Origin of the sequence: Blastococcus brunescens (assembly GCF_035320885.1) — a bacterium.
Taxonomy (GTDB): domain Bacteria; phylum Actinomycetota; class Actinomycetes; order Mycobacteriales; family Geodermatophilaceae; genus Blastococcus_B; species Blastococcus_B brunescens.
Genome location: NZ_CP141261.1, coordinates 4,014,025 through 4,029,616, shown reverse-complemented (window position 1 = coordinate 4,029,616; position 15,592 = coordinate 4,014,025). Strand labels below are relative to the sequence as shown.

Below are 15,592 nucleotides of genomic sequence, written 5' to 3'. Positions count from 1 at the left end.
TTCGCCCGGAGGGGTGAGCCGGCCGGTCCCTAGACTCCGCGCCATGCTGCTGAGCGACCGCGACATCACCGCCGCGATCGCCGAGGGCCGCCTCGGCATCGAGCCCTACGACGCGGCGCTGGTGCAGCCCTCCAGCATCGACGTCCGGCTGGACCGGTTCTTCCGGGTCTTCAACAACTCCCGGTACACCCACATCGACCCGGCGATCCAGCAGGACGACCTCACGACGGCGGTGGAGCCCGAGGGTGACGAGCCGTTCGTGCTGCACCCGGGCGAGTTCGTGCTCGGCTCGACGCTCGAGGTGGTCTCGATCCCCGACGACCTCGCAGCGAGACTCGAAGGAAAATCGAGTCTAGGGCGTCTCGGATTGCTCACCCACTCGACGGCCGGCTTCGTCGACCCGGGATTCTCGGGGCACATCACGCTGGAGCTCTCCAACGTGGCGAACCTGCCGATCACGCTCTGGCCGGGGATGAAGATCGGCCAGCTGTGCCTGTTCCGGCTGACCAGCGCGTCGGAGCACCCCTACGGCTCGGCGGTCTACGGCTCCCGGTACCAGGATCAGCGGGGTCCGACGCCGTCCCGGTCCTACCGGAACTTCACGCGGGCGGAGACCCGCCGGTCCGGCTGACGTGCGCACTGGCCGGCACCTCGACGCCGGCCGTCTCGAGCACCTCGGAGCAGCGGCCCGACGGTGACCAGCCGGGGACGGACCGCTCCACCTCGTCGTCGACGAAGACCTGCCGGGTGGCGATCCAGCCCGCGACGGCGAGCACCGCGACGCCGGTGAGCACGATGACGAACATGCCGTCGTAGCTGCCGGTGGCGCCTCGCAGGACGCCCACGAGCAGCGGCCCGGTGCCGGCGAGCACGTAGCCCCAGCTCTGGCTCACGGTGGAGAGCGCCGCCACCGTCTCGGGCGTCCGGGCTCGCAGGCCGATCAGGGTGAGCACCATCGAGAACGTGCCCATGCCGACGGCGATCAGGATCATCCACAGCCACGGGGCGGCGGTCGGCGCCGTCCAGAGCCCCGTCCAGCCGGCCACGTAGGCGGCGATGAACACCACGAGCAGCGGGCGCTGCAGCCGCGGCCGGACGGTGAGCGAGGGGATGACGGCACTCAGCGGCAGGCCGACGACGGAGTTCAGGCCCAGTAGGATCCCCGCGGTCGCCGCGCTCAGCCCGGAGTCGCGCAGGTACTGGGCCGACCAGCCGATGACGACGTAGGCCTGCAGCGACTGGACGCCGAAGAAGGTGGTGATCGCCATCGCCGTCGGGCTGTGCACCAGGGAGCGCATCCGGACGGCCGTGTGGCCCTGCCGGGAGACGTCGGGGGCAGCCGGGACGGTCAGCCACACGCCGGCCGCGACCAGCGCCGGCGCCGCCCAGACGACGAGCCCCCAGCGCCACCCCTCGCTGCCGGCCGCGTCGGCGATCGGCTGCGAGGCAACGGCGGCCAGGGTCGCGCCCAGGCCCATCGCGGTGCTGTAGGCGCCGATGAGGGGCCGGTCCGGCCCGGGAAGTGCCGCTTCACCAGGCCGGGGAGCATGACGTTGCCCAGCGCACCGCCGGCCATGGCCAGCGCGGTCCCGGCGAGGAACACGGGGAAGGCGTCGGCGGAGCTGCGCACCCCGAGCCCGACGGTCATGGCGAGCAGCGCGCCGGCGAGCACGTGCGAGTCGCGGTAGCGCGCCGACAGGGCGGGACCGGTGAACCCGATCAGCGCGAAGCACAGCACCGGCATGGTGGTGATGACCCCGGCCAGGCTGCTGGAGATGCCCAGGCCGCGCTCGATCTCCTCCAGCACGGGGCCGACGCTCGTGACCGCCGTCCGGAGGTTGAGCGCCGTCAGCACGATGGCGACGGCGATCAGCGCGGGGCCGCGGCGGGAGCTCGTCGCGGCCGGGGAGCGGTCCCGGTCACCGGAGGATCGTCCTCCATCGCCGCCGTCCGTCGTCCCCCGGGTCGTGAGCCGACGTAACGATCTTCCCGGCCTGGGACGACGACGGCGCGTGCCCCCACGAGGGGCACGCGCCGTCACCCGTCTCCTCGCAGGCGGGCGAGGAGACCCTTCTCAGCTGTGCTCGGTCGCCGCCGACCCTTCGCCGACCGGGTCGGCGCCGGGCGAGGTGCCGACGTCGGGGCCGGACTCCGCACCCTGGGCGCCGACCCCGACCGGCGTCATCGAGCGCAGCAGGATCTGGCTGACGTCGAGCACCTCGACGTGCTCCCCGCCTCGCCGTTCTGCTTCTTGCTGGTGAGCGCGTCGCTCAGCATCGTGATGCAGAACGGGCAGGCCGTGGAGATGACGTCGGGATCGAGCTCGAGGGCCTCCTCGGTGCGCTCCATGTTGATGCGCTTGCCGATCTTCTCCTCCATCCACATGCGCGCACCGCCGGCGCCGCAGCAGAAGCCGCGGTCCTTGCAGCGGTGCATCTCCTGGGTGGAGAGGCCCTGGACGGACTCGAGGATCTCCCGCGGCGGCGTGTAGACCTTGTTGTGCCGGCCGAGGAAGCACGGGTCGTGGTAGGTCACCTTGCGGTCGATCGGCGTGACCGGGGTGAGCCGGCCCTCCTCGATCAGCTGGCCGAGCAGCTGGGTGTGGTGCACGACCTCGTACTCGCCGCCGAGCTGCGGGTACTCCCGGCCGAGGGAGTTGAAGCAGTGCGGGCAGGTGGCCACGATCTTGCGCATCCCCGGCACGCGGCCCTCGAAGACACCGTCGAGCACCTCGATGTTCTGCTGCGCCTGCATCTGGAAGACGAACTCGTTGCCGAGGCGGCGGGCCGGGTCGCCCGAGCAGCTCTCGCCGTCCCCGAGGACGGCGAACTCGACGCCCGCGATGTTGAGCAGCTCGGCGACGGCCTTCGTGACCTTCTTGGCCCGGTCGTCGACGGCGCCGGCGCAGCCGACCCAGAACAGGTACTCGATGTCGTAGTCGAGGGGCCGTCGGCCACCTTCACCTCGAAGTCGAGCTCCTTGATCCAGTCGTTGCGTGCGCTGGGCTGCATGCCCCACGGGTTCCCGCGGTTCTCGATGTTGCGCAGCATGACGCCGGCCTCGGACGGGAAGTTCGACTCGATCAGCACCTGGTAGCGGCGCATGTCCATGATGTGGTCGACGTGCTCGATGTCGACCGGGCACTGCTCCACGCAGGCGCCGCAGCTCGTGCAGCTCCACAGGACGTCGGGGTCGATGACCCCGCCCTCCTCGAGCGTGCCGACCAGCGGCCGGTGCGCCTGCGCGTCGTTGGTCCCCTCGATGCGGGCGTAGCCCGACGCCCAGGCCTGCTCGTCGGAGGGCTTGAGGACGTCGTAGTCCGGCGCCGTCTCGGCCGCCGTCTTCTCGCCGAGCAGGTAGGGGCCTTCGCGTAGAGGTGGTCGCGGAGGTCCATGATCACCATCTTGGGGCTGAGCGGCTTGCCCGTGTTCCAGGCCGGGCACTGGCTCTGGCACCGCCCGCACTCGGTGCAGGTGGTGAAGTCCAGCATCCCCTTCCAGGTGAAGTCCTCGATCTTCCCGCGGCCGAACACGTCGTCCTCGCCCGGATCCTCGAAGTCGATGGGCTTGCCGCCGCTGGTCATCGGCTGGAGCGGACCGAGGGCGACGGTGCCGTCGTCCTCGCGCTTGAAGTAGATGTTGAAGAAGGCGCTGAACCGGTGCCAGGCGACGCCCATGTTCAGGATCCGGCTGATGACGACCAGCCAGGTCAGGCTCACCACGATCTTCACGAACGCGACGACGGTCAGCAGGTCGGGGCTGTCGGGCAGGATCGCGGCGAGGGCGCCGGAGATCGGGTGCGACCAGGCCGGCGCGTCGGTGAGGTCGCTGGAGACCTTCAGCGCGCGGATCAGCAGGATCGCGACGCCGACGGTGAGGACGACGGCCTCGACGAAGTAGCCGCGGCCCTCGTTGGTACCGGCGAACCGGCTCTTCCGGCCCTGGCGGCGCGGGTGGTCCTTCTGGCGCCGGTAGATCAGGTAGAGGATCCCGAGGATCGTGCCGGTGCCGATGATGTCGGCGAACAGGTTCCACAGGGACCACTCACCGATGAGCGGCAGGTGGAAGGCCGGGTTCCAGACCTCGCCGAACGCCTCGACCAGGGTGAGGAACAGGCCGTAGAAGCCGACGAAGACGAACCAGTGGGCGGCGCCGATGGCCGACCACTTGAGCATCCGGGTGTGTCCGAGCGACTCGATCGCCAGCGTCTTCAGCCGGCTCTTCACCGGGCCGAAGCGGGTGCCGTCGGGCTGACCGGTGCGGATGATCCGCACCATCGCCCGGACGGCGCGGTAGGCCAGCACGGACGAGACGATCAGGAACAGGACGCTGATCGTGCCCAGGACGATCTGCAGAGGGCCCGTCATTCAATTCCTCCCGCGTACGCCTGACGGCGTCGGCCGACTCCCGCCCGCCGTGCGGGGACGAGGTCACTCCAGTGGTTCGCGAGCCGTCGTCCGCACCAGCCGGAGCCGGACTCGGATCGCATGCGGCACGGCTGTCCCGCAACGCTCCGCACCATAGCTGGCGCCCGCCGATGCTACTCGCCGGTAACCCTGGTGCCGCGCACAGAGAGCCACCGGCGCCGACGGGCGCACCGCCCAGCGGCTGCGACACGCCGGTCCTCGCCCGCCAGGACTACTGCGCATCGTGCACTACCGTCCGTACGGCTACAGCGGAACAGGAAGCGGGGTGCGGTCGTGGACGCCAGTCAGCTGCTCAAGGGCGTGCTGGACCTCGCCGTGCTCGCCGTCGTGCGCGATGCCGACGGCTACGGCTACGACGTGGTGCGCCGCCTGCGCGCCGCGGGCCTGGAGGAGGTGGGCGACGCGTCGGTCTACGGCACCCTGCGTCGCCTGTACCAGGCGGGTGCGCTGACGTCCTACGTCGTCCCGAGTGACGAGGGGCCGCACCGCAAGTACTACGCGATCAACGACAGGGGGCGCTCGGTGCTCGAGGACTCGACCAAGACGTGGAGGACGTTCGCCGACACCGTCGACGGCCTCCTGACCGGCCCGGAGGTGGCGGCATGACCGCTCCGGCCGAGGCGATCACCCGGCAGACGCAGGACTACCTGGCCGCCGTCGAGCACGAGCTGGCAGACCTGCCCACCGAGGACCGGAGCGCGCTGCTCGAGGATCTCGATCAGCACCTGGAGGCGCTGGCCGCCGAGGACGACGACCGGCCCGTCGTCGTCCGCCTCGGCCCGCCCGCTCAGTACGCAGCCGACCTGCGTTCCGCCGCAGGCCTGCCCCCGCGCGGGAGCGCCGTCCGGCCGCCGACCCCGGCACTGCGCGACCGGCTCGACGAGTTCCTCTCCTCGCCTGCCGGGCGCCGCATCACCACCGCCGCCCACGAGGTGTGGCGCCTGCTGCGCGAGCTGCGTCCGGCGTGGTGGGTCCTCCGCGGCTACCTGCTGGTGCTCGTGCCCTGCCTGCTGGTCACCGACGGCGTCCGCGACTTCCCGTGCCGGCGCCAATGGGCAGCGACGAGCTCGGCGTCGTCGCCGTCCTCGCCGCCGTCGCCGGGTCGGTGGCCCTGGGCCGGCGGAGCCTGCCGCGCCCGGCGAGCGTCCTGGTCGCCGCCTTCGGCGTCGTGCTGGTGCTCGCCTCCGCCGCCGTCGCGCAGGACGAGTTGCAACAGCAGGAAGCGGACTACTCCTACGCGTCCTACGCCGCGAACTCCGCGTTCGCCGCCGAGCAGGACGTCGCGAGTGGCAGGTACCCGCTGGTCTCGCGGTACGGCCCGGTGACCGACGTCCTCCCGTACGCCGCCGACGGGACGCCGCTGGACGGCGTGCTGCTCTACGACCAGGACGGCCGCCCGCTGAAGGTGGGCTTCCAGGAGTGGTGGGCAGACGGTTGCGCCCGGGTCCTCGAGCAGCCGCGCGCGGCCGACGGCGTCCCCGTGCCGAACTCCTACCCGCAGGTGTACGAGCCGTCGGGCTCGGGCGCCGACGGGGCGCTGGTGCCGGCCGGCACGTGCGACACCGATGACGCGCGCCCCGAGGTGCCGCTGCCGACCTTCCCGCCCGCCGACCCCACCGAGGCCCCCACCGACTGAGGTTCGCCGTGTGGCAGCGGGATTCGTGATCGACCGCGAGCCCCGCTGCCACGCCGCGAACCCGAGGTCATCCCGCCCGGAGGACGCCTCGGGTGCGAGGCGTCGCCGTGAACCGCCGGACGGCCGGGCCGGGGCGGGCGAGCAACGCGCGCACCCTCGTCTCCACCGCCGGCCAGCCCGGCCCCACATCCTCGTCGGCCAGCCGCACGAAGCGGATGTCGAGGGCGCGCATGTCGTCCTCCCGGCGCTTCTCCTCCCAGAGCACCTGACCGGGATCCCGTCCCCGCCACGGATCGGTGTACTTGATCCGTCCGTCGAACTCGATCGCGACGGCGGCGGCGTCGAACCAGGCGTCGGCGACTCCGAGGAGTCGTCCGCCGGAGCGGATCTCGACCTGCAGTTGCGGAGTCGGCAGCCGCGCCCCGAGAAGTCGCAGGCGGCCGCGGGTCTCCAGAGGTGACTCCGCCCGCCCGTCGGCGAGTCCCGCGGCGCGGGCGGCTCGTGGCGCTCCTGGCCAGGACCGTGCGGCCGCCACCGCCGCGGCGAGGTCTGCGGCATCCACCCGCTTCCGGAGCAGCGCTGCGTCCATGGCGACGACGGCGTCCTCCACGGGCCACTGCCGGGCGATGTCCACCAGGGTCCGGGCCGGCGTCGTGAGGCGAAGCGGACCGCGACGCTCGACGTCGCCCGGACCGAGCGGTGCGCGCCGCACGGTGAAGCCCTTGCCCTTCCGGTAGAGGGACGGGTGGGTGAGGAGCAGCGTGTCGGGAAGGAGTGCGCGGCGCGCGGGCAGGCCCCAGAGGCGGAGCGCCGTGGCGTGGCTGAGCGCAGCCTCGGGCCTGCCCAGGTCCAGCAGGACGGCAGCGCAGTCGATCATGAGCCGCCGATCTGACCGCGCGAGTTCCTCGGCCACCGCGTAGATCCCCGGCGGAGGCGAACCCACGTCCCCGATGAGCACAGGTGCCGGATCTCGCCGTGCTCGTACCCGGCGCGGCGGGCGTCGGCGGCGGTGAACAGGCCGAGCTGGCGTTCTGCGACGGCGCGCAGGAGCGGATGCACGGCGACAGTGTGGTGCGGCGGCGCCGTGGCGTGGGCCGGCCTGTGGACAGCGGGGGCGCGCACGCCTGGGGTGCGGGGTGTGGCGGTGGGGTTCGCTGCATACCGGGCACCTCCCTGCGACAAGGCGCACCTGAGGACCTACCGCGGCCCCGGGAACACTGGTGCGGGGCCTGCCGTTATCGTGGGCAGGAAAGTTGAGCGGACCACGCGCAAGTCGGTTCTGGCGCTGCGGTCCCTCGGCTCCTGAGCAGACCTGATCCACCCGCACACTCGAACGGAAGAGAGGCCATCCCCATGGCTCGAGCGGTCGGTATCGACCTCGGCACCACCAACTCCGTCGTCACCGTCCTGGAGGGCGGCGAGCCGACGGTCATCGCGAACTCCGAGGGCTCGCGCACCACCCCGTCGGTCGTCGCCTTCGCGAAGAACGGCGAGGTCCTCGTCGGCCAGTCCGCGAAGAACCAGGCGGTCACCAACGTCGACCGCACCATCCGCTCCGTCAAGCGGCACATGGGCACGAACTGGGGCACGGACGAGATCGACGGCAAGAAGTACACGCCGCAGGAGATCTCCGCCCGCATCCTGCAGAAGCTCAAGCGCGACGCCGAGACCTACCTGGGCGAGCCGGTGACCGACGCGGTCATCACCGTCCCGGCCTACTTCGAGGACGCGCAGCGCCAGGCCACCAAGGAGGCCGGTGAGATCGCGGGCCTCAACGTCCTGCGCATCGTCAACGAGCCGACCGCGGCCGCGCTGGCCTACGGGCTGGACAAGGGCGAGACCGAGCAGACGATCCTCGTCTTCGACCTCGGTGGCGGCACCTTCGACGTCTCCCTGCTCGAGATCGGGGACGGCGTCATCGAGGTGAAGGCCACCGCCGGTGACAACCACCTCGGTGGTGATGACTGGGACCAGAAGGTCATGGACCACCTGGTCAAGACGTTCAACGCCTCCAACGGCATCGACCTGTCCAAGGACAAGCTGGCCATGCAGCGCCTCCGCGAGGCCGCCGAGAAGGCCAAGATCGAGCTGTCGGGCGCGCAGTCGACCAACATCAACCTGCCCTACATCACCGCCGGCGCGGAGGGTCCGCTGCACCTCGACGTCACGATCACCCGCGCCGAGTTCCAGCGGATGACCCAGGACCTGCTCGACCGCACCAAGGCGCCGTTCAACCAGGCGGTCCGGGACGCAGGCATCTCCGTCGACCAGATCGACCACGTGGTCCTGGTGGGTGGCTCGACCCGCATGCCTGCCGTCTCCGACACCGTCCGCGAGCTGACCGGCGGCAAGGAGCCCAACAAGGGCGTCAACCCCGACGAGGTCGTCGCGATCGGTGCCGCGCTGCAGGCCGGTGTCCTCCGCGGCGAGGTCAAGGACGTCCTGCTCCTCGACGTCACCCCGCTGTCCCTGGGCATCGAGACCAAGGGCGGGATCATGACCAAGCTCATCGAGCGCAACACCACGATTCCGACCAAGCGCTCGGAGATCTTCACGACGGCCGACGACAACCAGCCGTCGGTGCAGATCCAGGTCTTCCAGGGCGAGCGCGAGATGGCGGCCTACAACAAGAAGCTCGGCATGTTCGAGCTGACCGGTCTGCCCCCGGCGCCGCGCGGCGTCCCGCAGATCGAGGTCGCCTTCGACATCGACGCCAACGGCATCGTGCACGTCCACGCCAAGGACCTCGGCACGGGCAAGGAGCAGTCGATGACCATCACCGGCGGCTCGGCGCTCCCGAAGGACGACATCGAGCGGATGATGAAGGACGCCGAGGCGCACGCCGACGAGGACAAGAAGCGCCGCGAGGAGGCCGAGACCCGCAACCTCGCCGAGTCGCTGCAGTACCAGACCGAGAAGTTCCTGGCCGAGAACGGCGACAAGATCCCGGCCGAGAAGAAGGACGAGCTCGGCGAGGCGCTGACCGACCTGCGCTCGGCTCTCGGTGGCTCCGACATCGAGGCCATCAAGACCGCGCAGGAGAAGGTCGCCCGGGTCTCCCAGGAGGTCGGTGGCGCGCTCTACGCCCAGAACGCCGAAGCCGCCGGGGCCGAGGGTGCGCCCGGGGCCGAGGGGAGGCCGGCGGGTCAACGTCCACGTCCGCTGACGACGACGTCGTTGACGCCGAGATCGTCGACGAGGACACCGACAAGCGCGCGTGACCACGCTGACCGACGCCTGCGGAGGTCAGCCATGACACAGCGGGACGAGGATGCGCCGCGGGTCGTGATCCGCGACAAGCGGCGCATCGATCCGACCACCGGTGCGATCCGGGTGCCGGTCGGCGACCAGCCGGCCGGCACCCGCCGCACCCCACCGCCGATGCAGCTGCCCGAGAGGAACAGATGAGCGAGCACGAGACGCCGGTCGCCGAGGAGCTGACGCCGAGCCAGCCTGCACCCCCGCCGACCCGCCGTCCGGCGACGGTGATCTGGAGAAGCAGCTGGTCGAGCGGACCGAGGACCTCCAGCGGGTCACCGCCGAATACGCCAACTACCGGCGGCGGGTCGACCGCGACCGGACGCTGGTCGTCGACCAGGCGGCCGAGCGGTTCGCGCTGCAGCTGTTCCCGATCGTCGACGACATCGAGCGGGCCCGTGACCACGGCGACCTCACCGGCGCGTTCAAGGTCGTGGCCGACCGCGTCCTGGGGCTCCTCGACGGGCTGGGCGTCGAGGCGTTCGGCACGGCCGGTGACCCGTTCGACCCCTCGCTGCACGAGGCGGTCCTGCACGACACGTCCCCGGAGGTCTCGGTCCCGACCGCCACCACGGTGCTGCGGCAGGGGTTCCGCCGGGGCGACCGCGTCCTGCGGACGGCGATGGTCGGCGTCAGCGAACCGGAGAACCCCGCCCCTCGGCGACCGCCGAGGAAGCGCCGGCCGGCGAGCAGCCCGGCGCCGCGGCGTCCGACTGATCCAGAGGAAGGGGGCGGGATGAACGCACCGAAGGTGTCCGGTTCCCCAACGCACCTCCGGTGTGTCATCGGAGCCTGCGGCGCTGCCCAGAGACGGGAGGTGTGTCGATGAGCACCCGGGACTTCATCGAGAAGGACTACTACGCCGCGCTGGGCGTCCCCAAGGACGCCGATGCGTCGGCGATCAAGAAGGCCTACCGCAAGCTGGCCACGGAGCTGCACCCGGACAAGAACCCGGGCAACGCCGAGGCCGAGGCGCGCTTCAAGGACGTCTCCGAGGCCTACGACGTGCTGTCGGATCCCAAGCGCCGGGCGGAATACGACGACGCCCGGCGGCTCTTCGGGGGCGGCGGGCGGCCGGGTGGCTTCCCCGGCGGTTTCCCGGGCGGGGGCGGTGGGGGTCAGCCGTTCGACATCGGCGACCTCTTCAACGCGACGGGGGTGCCGGCGCGGCCGGTGGCCGGGGTGCCGGAGGGCTCGGGGACCTCCTCGGCGGGCTGTTCGGCGGCGCGGCCGGAGGCGGGGCGCGGGCCCGCAGCCAGGCGGCGTCCGGTCCCGCCCGGGGCCAGGACGTCGAGACGGAGGCGACGCTCTCCTTCGACGAGGCCGCCCTGGGCGTGACGGTGCCGCTGCGCATGCAGAGCCCGGGCACCTGCCCGACCTGCAACGGCAGCGGCGCCAAGCCCGGGACGAGTCCGCACAACTGCCCGGTGTGCCAGGGCGCCGGGGTCACCAGCCGCAGCCAGGGGCCTTCGCGTTCTCCGAGCCGTGCCGCAACTGCCGCGGTACCGGCTCGGTCGTCGATGACCCGTGCCCGACCTGTGCCGGCAACGGCGTGACCACCCAGACCCGCACGATCACCGTCCGCATCCCGGCGGGGTCAAGGACGGCCAGCGCATCCGGCTGGCCGGCAAGGGGGCACCGGGACGGCGGGGCGGCCCGGCCGGCGACCTGTTCGTCGTCGTGCACGTCTCCGAGCACGAGTTGTTCGGGCGCAAGGGTGAGGACCTCACGCTCACCGTGCCGATCACCTTCGCCGAGGCGGCGCTCGGGACGACGCTGACCGTGCCGACGCTCGACGGGAACGTCTCGCTCAAGGTGCCGGCCGGGACGGCGAGCGGGCGCACGCTGCGCGTCCGGGGGCGGGGCGTGCACGGGAAGAGCCGGTCGGGCGACCTGCTGGTCACCCTCGAGGTGGCGGTGCCGTCCCGGCTGACGCCCGCGCAGCGCAAGGTCGTCGAGAGCCTCGCCGAGGAGATGGGGGAGGACCCGCGCCCCCAGATCACCGCGGCGGTCCAGGCGGGAGCTGAACGGTGAGCAGCCACTCCGACGGCGTCCGTGCCGTGGCCGAGGACGCCCCCGTGTTCGTGATCTCGGTCGCGGCGGAGCTCGCGGGCATGCACGCGCAGACGCTGCGCCAGTACGACCGGCTCGGGCTGGTCAGTCCCGGCCGGACCCCGGTGGTGGCCGCCGGTACAGCCCGCGGGACGTGGCGCTGCTCCGGGAGGTGCAGCGCCTCTCGCAGGAGGACGGCGTGAACCTCGCCGGGATCAAGCGGATCATCGACCTGGAGTCGCAGGTCGAGGCGCTGCAGGCCCGCGTCCGTGAACTGCTCGAGGCGCTCGACCTGTCCGATGCCCGGCGCATGGCCGCAGAGGCGGCCGTCCCCGCCGGGTACCGGCGCGATCTGGTGCCCCAGCGTCGGCAGAGTTCGGCGCTGGTCGTGTGGCGCCCGCGGGGTGACCGGTGAGCGACGCCGAGCCGAGCGGACCGCACCCCGTCAATCCGCATCAGGCCTTCGTCCGGTTGGAGCGCGAGATCGCCCTGCTGCTCCGCCGCTCGCGGGCCATCTCGGCCCGGCTCGCCGGTGAGCTGCACCCCGACCTCGACGGCGCCGCCTACGGGCTGCTCGCGCTGCTCCAGGACTCCGGCCCCTCCGGGCCAGCGAGCTGGTCACCCGCCTCGGGCTGGACAAGAGCACGGTCAGCCGGCAGGTGTCCAGCCTGGTCGACCTCGGCCTGGTGGACCGGACGGCGGACCCCGTGGACGGCCGGGCGCAGGTGCTCACGCCGTCCGCCGATGGCTCGGCGCGGCTCTCGCGGATCCGGGACGTGCGCCGGGCGCGATGGGAGTCCGACCTCGGGGACTGGCCGGCGGAGGACGTCGCCCGCCTCGCGGAACTGCTCGGTCGGCTGAACCGCATGGGCGAGGCCCGCGACGCCGGCGTCGACCCGCCGACTCCCGGCTGACCCCGCCGGCCCGCCCCGATGTGGGCGGCAGAGGACCTCTGACGTGCAGGTCGTTGCAGAAAGCAACCAAGCAGGTATATGGTTGCGGTCTGCACTTATCTGCACGACACCGAGGAATCCCATGCCCATCAGTCCCGCGACCCGGGATCGGCTGACGTCGAGCGTCGCCCAGCTCGTCCGTGCCGGGCGGCACGTCAGCACGCGGTCCGCCGCCCAGCTCTACGGCGAGCTGCCCTCCTTCGGCTGGGCGCTGCTCATCCCGCTGGAACAGGACGGCGGCCAGCGCTGCAGCGCCCTGGCAGACCGGGCCGGCATCGAGGCCTCCGTCGCCAGCCGGCAGATCGCCGTCCTGGAGCGGGCGGGGTACGTCGAACGCCGGCCCGACCCGGTGGACGGCCGGGCGAGCCTGCTCAGCCTCACCCCCGCAGGGGGCGACGCGATCGCCCACACCCGCGCCCTCCGTCAGGACTGGGCGAAGAGCGCCCTGGCCGGCTGGGACGAGGACGACGCCCAGACCCTCGGTGGCCTGCTCGACCGGCTCGTCGCCGACCTCGAGAGTGCCGGTACGCCGCGCAGCGCCGCCCGCATACCCCTGCCGCGATGACCGGTCGGCGCGCCCCTTCCCCCTCGGCAGCTCCAGGAGATCCGTGAGCAGCACCATCCAGCGCGCCGACGAGATCGCCACGCCCGAAGCCGACGTCGCCCCCGTCGAGCAACAGGGGCAGATGACGCACCGGGAGATCCTCTCGGCGCTGTCCGGGATGCTCCTGGCGATGTTCGTGGCGTTCCTGTCCTCGACCGTCGTCGCGAACGCCCTGCCGACGATCATCACCGACCTGCGCGGCTCGCAGAGCCAGTACACGTGGGTGGTCACCGCGACGCTCCTGGCCTCGACGGCGTCGACGCCGATCTGGGGCAAGCTCGCCGACCTGTTCAGCAAGAAGCTGCTCATCCAGCTCTCGATCGTCATCTTCGTCGTCGGCTCGATGCTGGCCGGGCTGTCGCAGTCGGTGGAGGCGCTCATCGCCTGGCGCGTCCTGCAGGGGCTGGGCCTCGGTGGCCTCCAGGCGCTGGTGCAGATCGCGATGGCGGCGATGATCAGCCCGCGCGAGCGGGGCCGGTACTCCGGCCTGCTCGGCAGCGTCATGGCCGTGGCGACGGTCGGCGGCCCGCTGCTCGGTGGCCTGCTGGTCGACACCAGCTGGCTCGGCTGGCGCTGGTGCTTCTACGTCGGCGTCCCCTTCGGGATCGTCGCCCTCGTGCTGCTGCAGCGCACCCTGCACCTGCCGGTCACGAAGCGGACGGTGCACATCGACTACGTGGGGGCGGCCTTCCTGGCCGCCGGCGTCTCGGCCCTGCTGATCTGGGTCACCCTCGCCGGGAACAGCTTCGCCTGGGCCTCCACAGAGACCGCGCTGTTCCTCGTCGGCGGGTTCGCCGCGGTCGCGGCGTTCATCGTCACCGAGCTGAAGGCCAAGGAGCCGATCGTCCCGCTGCGGCTCTTCCGCGACCGCACGACGACGCTGGCGATCATCGCCAGCATCGCGATCGGCGTGGCGATGTTCGGATCGTCGGTCTTCCTCGGCCAGTACCTGCAGATCTCCCGCGGCTACTCGCCCACGACGGCCGGCCTGCTGACCATCCCCATGGTGGCCGGGCTGCTGCTCTCGTCGACGGTGTCCGGGATCCTGATCACCAGGACCGGCCGATGGAAGCGCTTCCTGGTCGCGGGCTCCGTGCTCGTCGTCGTCGGCTTCGGCCTGCTGTCCTTCGTCGACCACGAGACGGACATGGTGCTGCTGAGCACCTTCCTGTTCGTCCTCGGCGTCGGCATCGGCATGACCATGCAGAACCTGGTGCTCGCCGTGCAGAACACGGTGGCGGCGACCGATCTCGGTGCGGCCAGCTCCGCGGTCGCCTTCTTCCGTAGCCTCGGCGGCACGATCGGCGTCTCGGTGCTGGGGGCGGTGCTCAGCACGCGGGTCGGCACGCTCATCACCGAAGGGCTGGCCGGCACTCCCGCGGCTGCCGGCTCCGGCGACATCGGGCTGGCCAGCCTCGCCGACGCCCCTCCGGCGATCCAGACCCTGATCCGCGTCTCCTACGGCGATGCGACCGGGCGGATCTTTCTCGTCTCCGCGGTCATCGCCGTCGTCGCGATGGGGGCGATCGTCCTGGTCCGGGAGATCGCGCTCAGCACGCGCAGCGGCGAGGAGCGGATGCGCGACGAGGCAGCGGAGCGAGTCGCCGACCGCGCCTGACTTCCCCAGGTATAGGAACCTTTACCCGCGTTCTGAGGCTCCGGATGAAGGTAAAGGTTCCTATACCTGCGTAGGTCAGCTCTCCAGTGCGGCGTCGAGGGTGATCTCGTCGACGCCGGCGAGCGCCTTGCTGACCGGGCAGCCGGCCTTGGCCGCCTGTGCGGCCTGCTCGAAACCCGCGGCGTCGAGGCCGTCGACCTCGCCGCGCACGGTGAGTGCGATCTTCGTGATGTGCGGCCCGCCGTCCTTCTGGCCGAGCGTCACGTCGGCGGTGATCTCGAGAGACTGCGGCGTGCCGCCCGCCTTGCCGATCTCGTTCGAGAGCGCCATGGCGAAGCAGGAGGAATGTGCGGCCGCGATCAGCTCCTCGGGGCTCGTCGTCCCGTCGGCCTCCTCGGCGGCCCGCTTGGGGAAGGACACCTCGTAGGTGCCGACCTTCGAGCTGGTGAGCTCGACCTGACCCGACCCCTCCTGCAGGGTGCCGTTCCAGGCGGTGCGTGCGGTGCGAGTGGGCATGGTCCTTCTTCCGTGCCGGGCGCCGCCCGCTCCTGGACGGCGCGTCGGCCTGCCCTTACCCGGTGACGTGCGGGTCTACCGCGTCCGGCAGGTGGCTCAGCAGACGGCTTCGCCGCGGTTGACGCGCTCGGTGAGCAGGCGCAGCCGCTGCATGAGCTCGTCGAACTCGCCGGTGTCGAAGCCGATGGCGCCGATCATCTCCTGCGAGATCGCGAACGCCTTGTCCTTGAGGGTGCGGCCCTCGTCGGTCAGGGCGATGGAGACCGAGCGCTCGTCCTCCACCCGGCGGTGGCGCGTGACCAGGCCCGCCGCGGTGAGCCGCTTCAGCAGGGGCGACAGGGTGCCGCTGTCCAACGCCAGGCGGGAACCCAACTGGCCCACGGTCTGGTGGTCGGACTCCCAGAGCAGCATCATGACCAGGTACTGCGGATAGGTCAGGCCCAGGGCGTCCAGCATCGGCCGGTAGCGCGCCGTCACCGCCCGGGAAGCGGCGTACAGCGCAAAGCACAACTGGTCGTCGAGCGCCACA

22 protein-coding genes are annotated in these 15,592 nt (G+C 71.7%); 13 read left to right on the top strand and 9 right to left on the bottom strand.

The window, feature by feature from the left end:
- Positions 1 to 43: 43 nt before the first annotated feature.
- Positions 44 to 631, top strand: coding sequence for a dCTP deaminase (gene dcd / locus U6N30_RS27040; RefSeq protein ID WP_324274697.1), 588 nt, complete (start codon positions 44 to 46; stop codon positions 629 to 631).
- Here dcd and U6N30_RS27035 read toward each other — a convergent pair.
- The 5 genes from U6N30_RS27035 to U6N30_RS27015 form a co-directional block, all read right to left on the bottom strand.
- A complete protein-coding gene (locus U6N30_RS27035) occupies positions 600 to 1,460 on the bottom strand; it encodes an MFS transporter (protein ID WP_324278490.1) in 861 nt (286 codons plus the stop codon). The genes dcd and U6N30_RS27035 overlap by 32 nt on opposite strands.
- Positions 1,349 to 1,855 (bottom strand): MFS transporter, encoded by a 507-nt coding sequence (locus U6N30_RS27030; protein ID WP_324274696.1) that lies wholly within the window; start codon positions 1,853 to 1,855, stop codon positions 1,349 to 1,351. Before U6N30_RS27030 ends, U6N30_RS27035 begins: the two co-directional genes overlap by 112 nt.
- A 219-nt stretch (positions 1,856 to 2,074) precedes the next feature.
- The gene (locus U6N30_RS27025; RefSeq protein WP_324274695.1) at positions 2,075 to 2,218 is read right to left on the bottom strand and encodes a hypothetical protein; all 144 of its coding nucleotides are present in this window, start codon (positions 2,216 to 2,218) and stop codon (positions 2,075 to 2,077) included.
- Entirely contained in the window at positions 2,182 to 3,018 is an 837-nt protein-coding gene (locus U6N30_RS27020; protein WP_324274694.1) for a (Fe-S)-binding protein, read from the bottom strand. The genes U6N30_RS27025 and U6N30_RS27020 overlap by 37 nt, the downstream gene beginning before the upstream one ends.
- A 64-nt stretch (positions 3,019 to 3,082) precedes the next feature.
- Positions 3,083 to 4,366: a (Fe-S)-binding protein gene (locus U6N30_RS27015; protein WP_324274693.1), complete on the bottom strand. Its 1,284-nt coding sequence runs from the start codon at positions 4,364 to 4,366 to the stop codon at positions 3,083 to 3,085.
- A gap of 333 nt (positions 4,367 to 4,699) precedes the next feature.
- On the opposite strand from U6N30_RS27015, the gene U6N30_RS27010 reads away from it, so the two are divergent.
- The 3 genes from U6N30_RS27010 to U6N30_RS27000 are packed head-to-tail and all read left to right on the top strand — an operon-like array spanning position 4,700 to position 6,062.
- Positions 4,700 to 5,032, top strand: coding sequence for a PadR family transcriptional regulator (locus U6N30_RS27010; protein ID WP_324274692.1), 333 nt, complete (start codon positions 4,700 to 4,702; stop codon positions 5,030 to 5,032).
- Positions 5,029 to 5,751: an HAAS signaling domain-containing protein gene (locus U6N30_RS27005; RefSeq protein ID WP_324274691.1), complete on the top strand. Its 723-nt coding sequence runs from the start codon at positions 5,029 to 5,031 to the stop codon at positions 5,749 to 5,751. Before U6N30_RS27010 ends, U6N30_RS27005 begins: the two co-directional genes overlap by 4 nt.
- The gene (locus tag U6N30_RS27000) at positions 5,748 to 6,062 is read left to right on the top strand and encodes a hypothetical protein (RefSeq protein WP_324274690.1); all 315 of its coding nucleotides are present in this window, start codon (positions 5,748 to 5,750) and stop codon (positions 6,060 to 6,062) included. The genes U6N30_RS27005 and U6N30_RS27000 overlap by 4 nt, the downstream gene beginning before the upstream one ends.
- Before the next feature lie 67 nt (positions 6,063 to 6,129).
- Here U6N30_RS27000 and U6N30_RS26995 read toward each other — a convergent pair whose 3' ends face one another.
- Entirely contained in the window at positions 6,130 to 6,975 is an 846-nt protein-coding gene (locus tag U6N30_RS26995; protein ID WP_324274689.1) for a hypothetical protein, read from the bottom strand.
- Positions 6,936 to 7,121, bottom strand: a complete 186-nt coding sequence (locus U6N30_RS26990; protein ID WP_324274688.1) for a type IV toxin-antitoxin system AbiEi family antitoxin domain-containing protein — start codon at positions 7,119 to 7,121, stop codon at positions 6,936 to 6,938. Before U6N30_RS26990 ends, U6N30_RS26995 begins: the two co-directional genes overlap by 40 nt.
- A gap of 294 nt (positions 7,122 to 7,415) precedes the next feature.
- Between U6N30_RS26990 and dnaK the strand changes: the two genes are divergently transcribed.
- The 9 genes from dnaK (at position 7,416) to U6N30_RS26950 (ending at position 14,547) form a co-directional block, all read left to right on the top strand.
- Positions 7,416 to 9,470 carry a molecular chaperone DnaK gene (dnaK, locus tag U6N30_RS26985; RefSeq protein ID WP_479690562.1) on the top strand — a complete coding sequence of 685 codons (2,055 nt, stop codon included), beginning with the start codon at positions 7,416 to 7,418 and terminating at the stop codon, positions 9,468 to 9,470.
- Positions 9,385 to 10,149 carry a nucleotide exchange factor GrpE gene (gene grpE, locus U6N30_RS26980; RefSeq protein ID WP_324274687.1) on the top strand — a complete coding sequence of 255 codons (765 nt, stop codon included), beginning with the start codon at positions 9,385 to 9,387 and terminating at the stop codon, positions 10,147 to 10,149. The genes dnaK and grpE overlap by 86 nt, the downstream gene beginning before the upstream one ends.
- Entirely contained in the window at positions 10,146 to 10,658 is a 513-nt protein-coding gene (locus U6N30_RS26975) for a DnaJ domain-containing protein (RefSeq protein WP_324274686.1), read from the top strand. Before grpE ends, U6N30_RS26975 begins: the two co-directional genes overlap by 4 nt.
- Positions 10,659 to 10,847: 189 nt before the next feature.
- On the top strand, positions 10,848 to 11,354 hold the full coding sequence (locus tag U6N30_RS26970) for a DnaJ C-terminal domain-containing protein (protein ID WP_324274685.1): 507 nt from the start codon (positions 10,848 to 10,850) through the stop codon (positions 11,352 to 11,354).
- Positions 11,351 to 11,575, top strand: a complete 225-nt coding sequence (locus U6N30_RS35855; protein WP_479690561.1) for a MerR family DNA-binding transcriptional regulator — start codon at positions 11,351 to 11,353, stop codon at positions 11,573 to 11,575. The genes U6N30_RS26970 and U6N30_RS35855 overlap by 4 nt, the downstream gene beginning before the upstream one ends.
- On the top strand, positions 11,527 to 11,787 hold the full coding sequence (locus tag U6N30_RS26965) for a MerR family transcriptional regulator (RefSeq protein WP_479690560.1): 261 nt from the start codon (positions 11,527 to 11,529) through the stop codon (positions 11,785 to 11,787). Before U6N30_RS35855 ends, U6N30_RS26965 begins: the two co-directional genes overlap by 49 nt.
- A 199-nt stretch (positions 11,788 to 11,986) precedes the next feature.
- Positions 11,987 to 12,286, top strand: coding sequence for a MarR family winged helix-turn-helix transcriptional regulator (locus tag U6N30_RS26960; RefSeq protein WP_324278489.1), 300 nt, complete (start codon positions 11,987 to 11,989; stop codon positions 12,284 to 12,286).
- A 121-nt stretch (positions 12,287 to 12,407) separates the two neighbouring features.
- Positions 12,408 to 12,890 carry a MarR family winged helix-turn-helix transcriptional regulator gene (locus U6N30_RS26955; protein WP_324274684.1) on the top strand — a complete coding sequence of 161 codons (483 nt, stop codon included), beginning with the start codon at positions 12,408 to 12,410 and terminating at the stop codon, positions 12,888 to 12,890.
- 43 nt (positions 12,891 to 12,933) lie between these two features.
- Positions 12,934 to 14,547: a DHA2 family efflux MFS transporter permease subunit gene (locus U6N30_RS26950; protein WP_324274683.1), complete on the top strand. Its 1,614-nt coding sequence runs from the start codon at positions 12,934 to 12,936 to the stop codon at positions 14,545 to 14,547.
- Between the two features lie 75 nt (positions 14,548 to 14,622).
- Here the strand turns inward: U6N30_RS26950 and U6N30_RS26945 are convergent, their stop codons facing one another.
- Together U6N30_RS26945 and U6N30_RS26940 are read right to left on the bottom strand one after the other, a co-directional pair.
- Positions 14,623 to 15,063 carry an OsmC family protein gene (locus tag U6N30_RS26945; protein ID WP_324274682.1) on the bottom strand — a complete coding sequence of 147 codons (441 nt, stop codon included), beginning with the start codon at positions 15,061 to 15,063 and terminating at the stop codon, positions 14,623 to 14,625.
- A 96-nt stretch (positions 15,064 to 15,159) separates the two neighbouring features.
- Entirely contained in the window at positions 15,160 to 15,591 is a 432-nt protein-coding gene (locus tag U6N30_RS26940) for a MarR family winged helix-turn-helix transcriptional regulator (protein WP_324274681.1), read from the bottom strand.
- Between the last annotated feature and the right edge of the window lies 1 nt (position 15,592).

Excerpts from the sequence above, each read along its gene's own strand:
- U6N30_RS26955 (WP_324274684.1), top strand. The coding sequence starts at position 12,408 with ATGCCCATCAGTCCCGCGACCCGGGATCGGCTGACGTCGAGCGTCGCC.
- U6N30_RS26945 (WP_324274682.1), bottom strand. The coding sequence starts at position 15,063 with ATGCCCACTCGCACCGCACGCACCGCCTGGAACGGCACCCTGCAGGAG.
- U6N30_RS26975 (WP_324274686.1), top strand. The coding sequence starts at position 10,146 with ATGAGCACCCGGGACTTCATCGAGAAGGACTACTACGCCGCGCTGGGC.
- U6N30_RS27015 (WP_324274693.1), bottom strand. The coding sequence starts at position 4,366 with ATGACGGGCCCTCTGCAGATCGTCCTGGGCACGATCAGCGTCCTGTTC.
- dcd (WP_324274697.1), top strand. The coding sequence starts at position 44 with ATGCTGCTGAGCGACCGCGACATCACCGCCGCGATCGCCGAGGGCCGC.
- dnaK (WP_479690562.1), top strand. The coding sequence starts at position 7,416 with ATGGCTCGAGCGGTCGGTATCGACCTCGGCACCACCAACTCCGTCGTC.
- U6N30_RS27005 (WP_324274691.1), top strand. The coding sequence starts at position 5,029 with ATGACCGCTCCGGCCGAGGCGATCACCCGGCAGACGCAGGACTACCTG.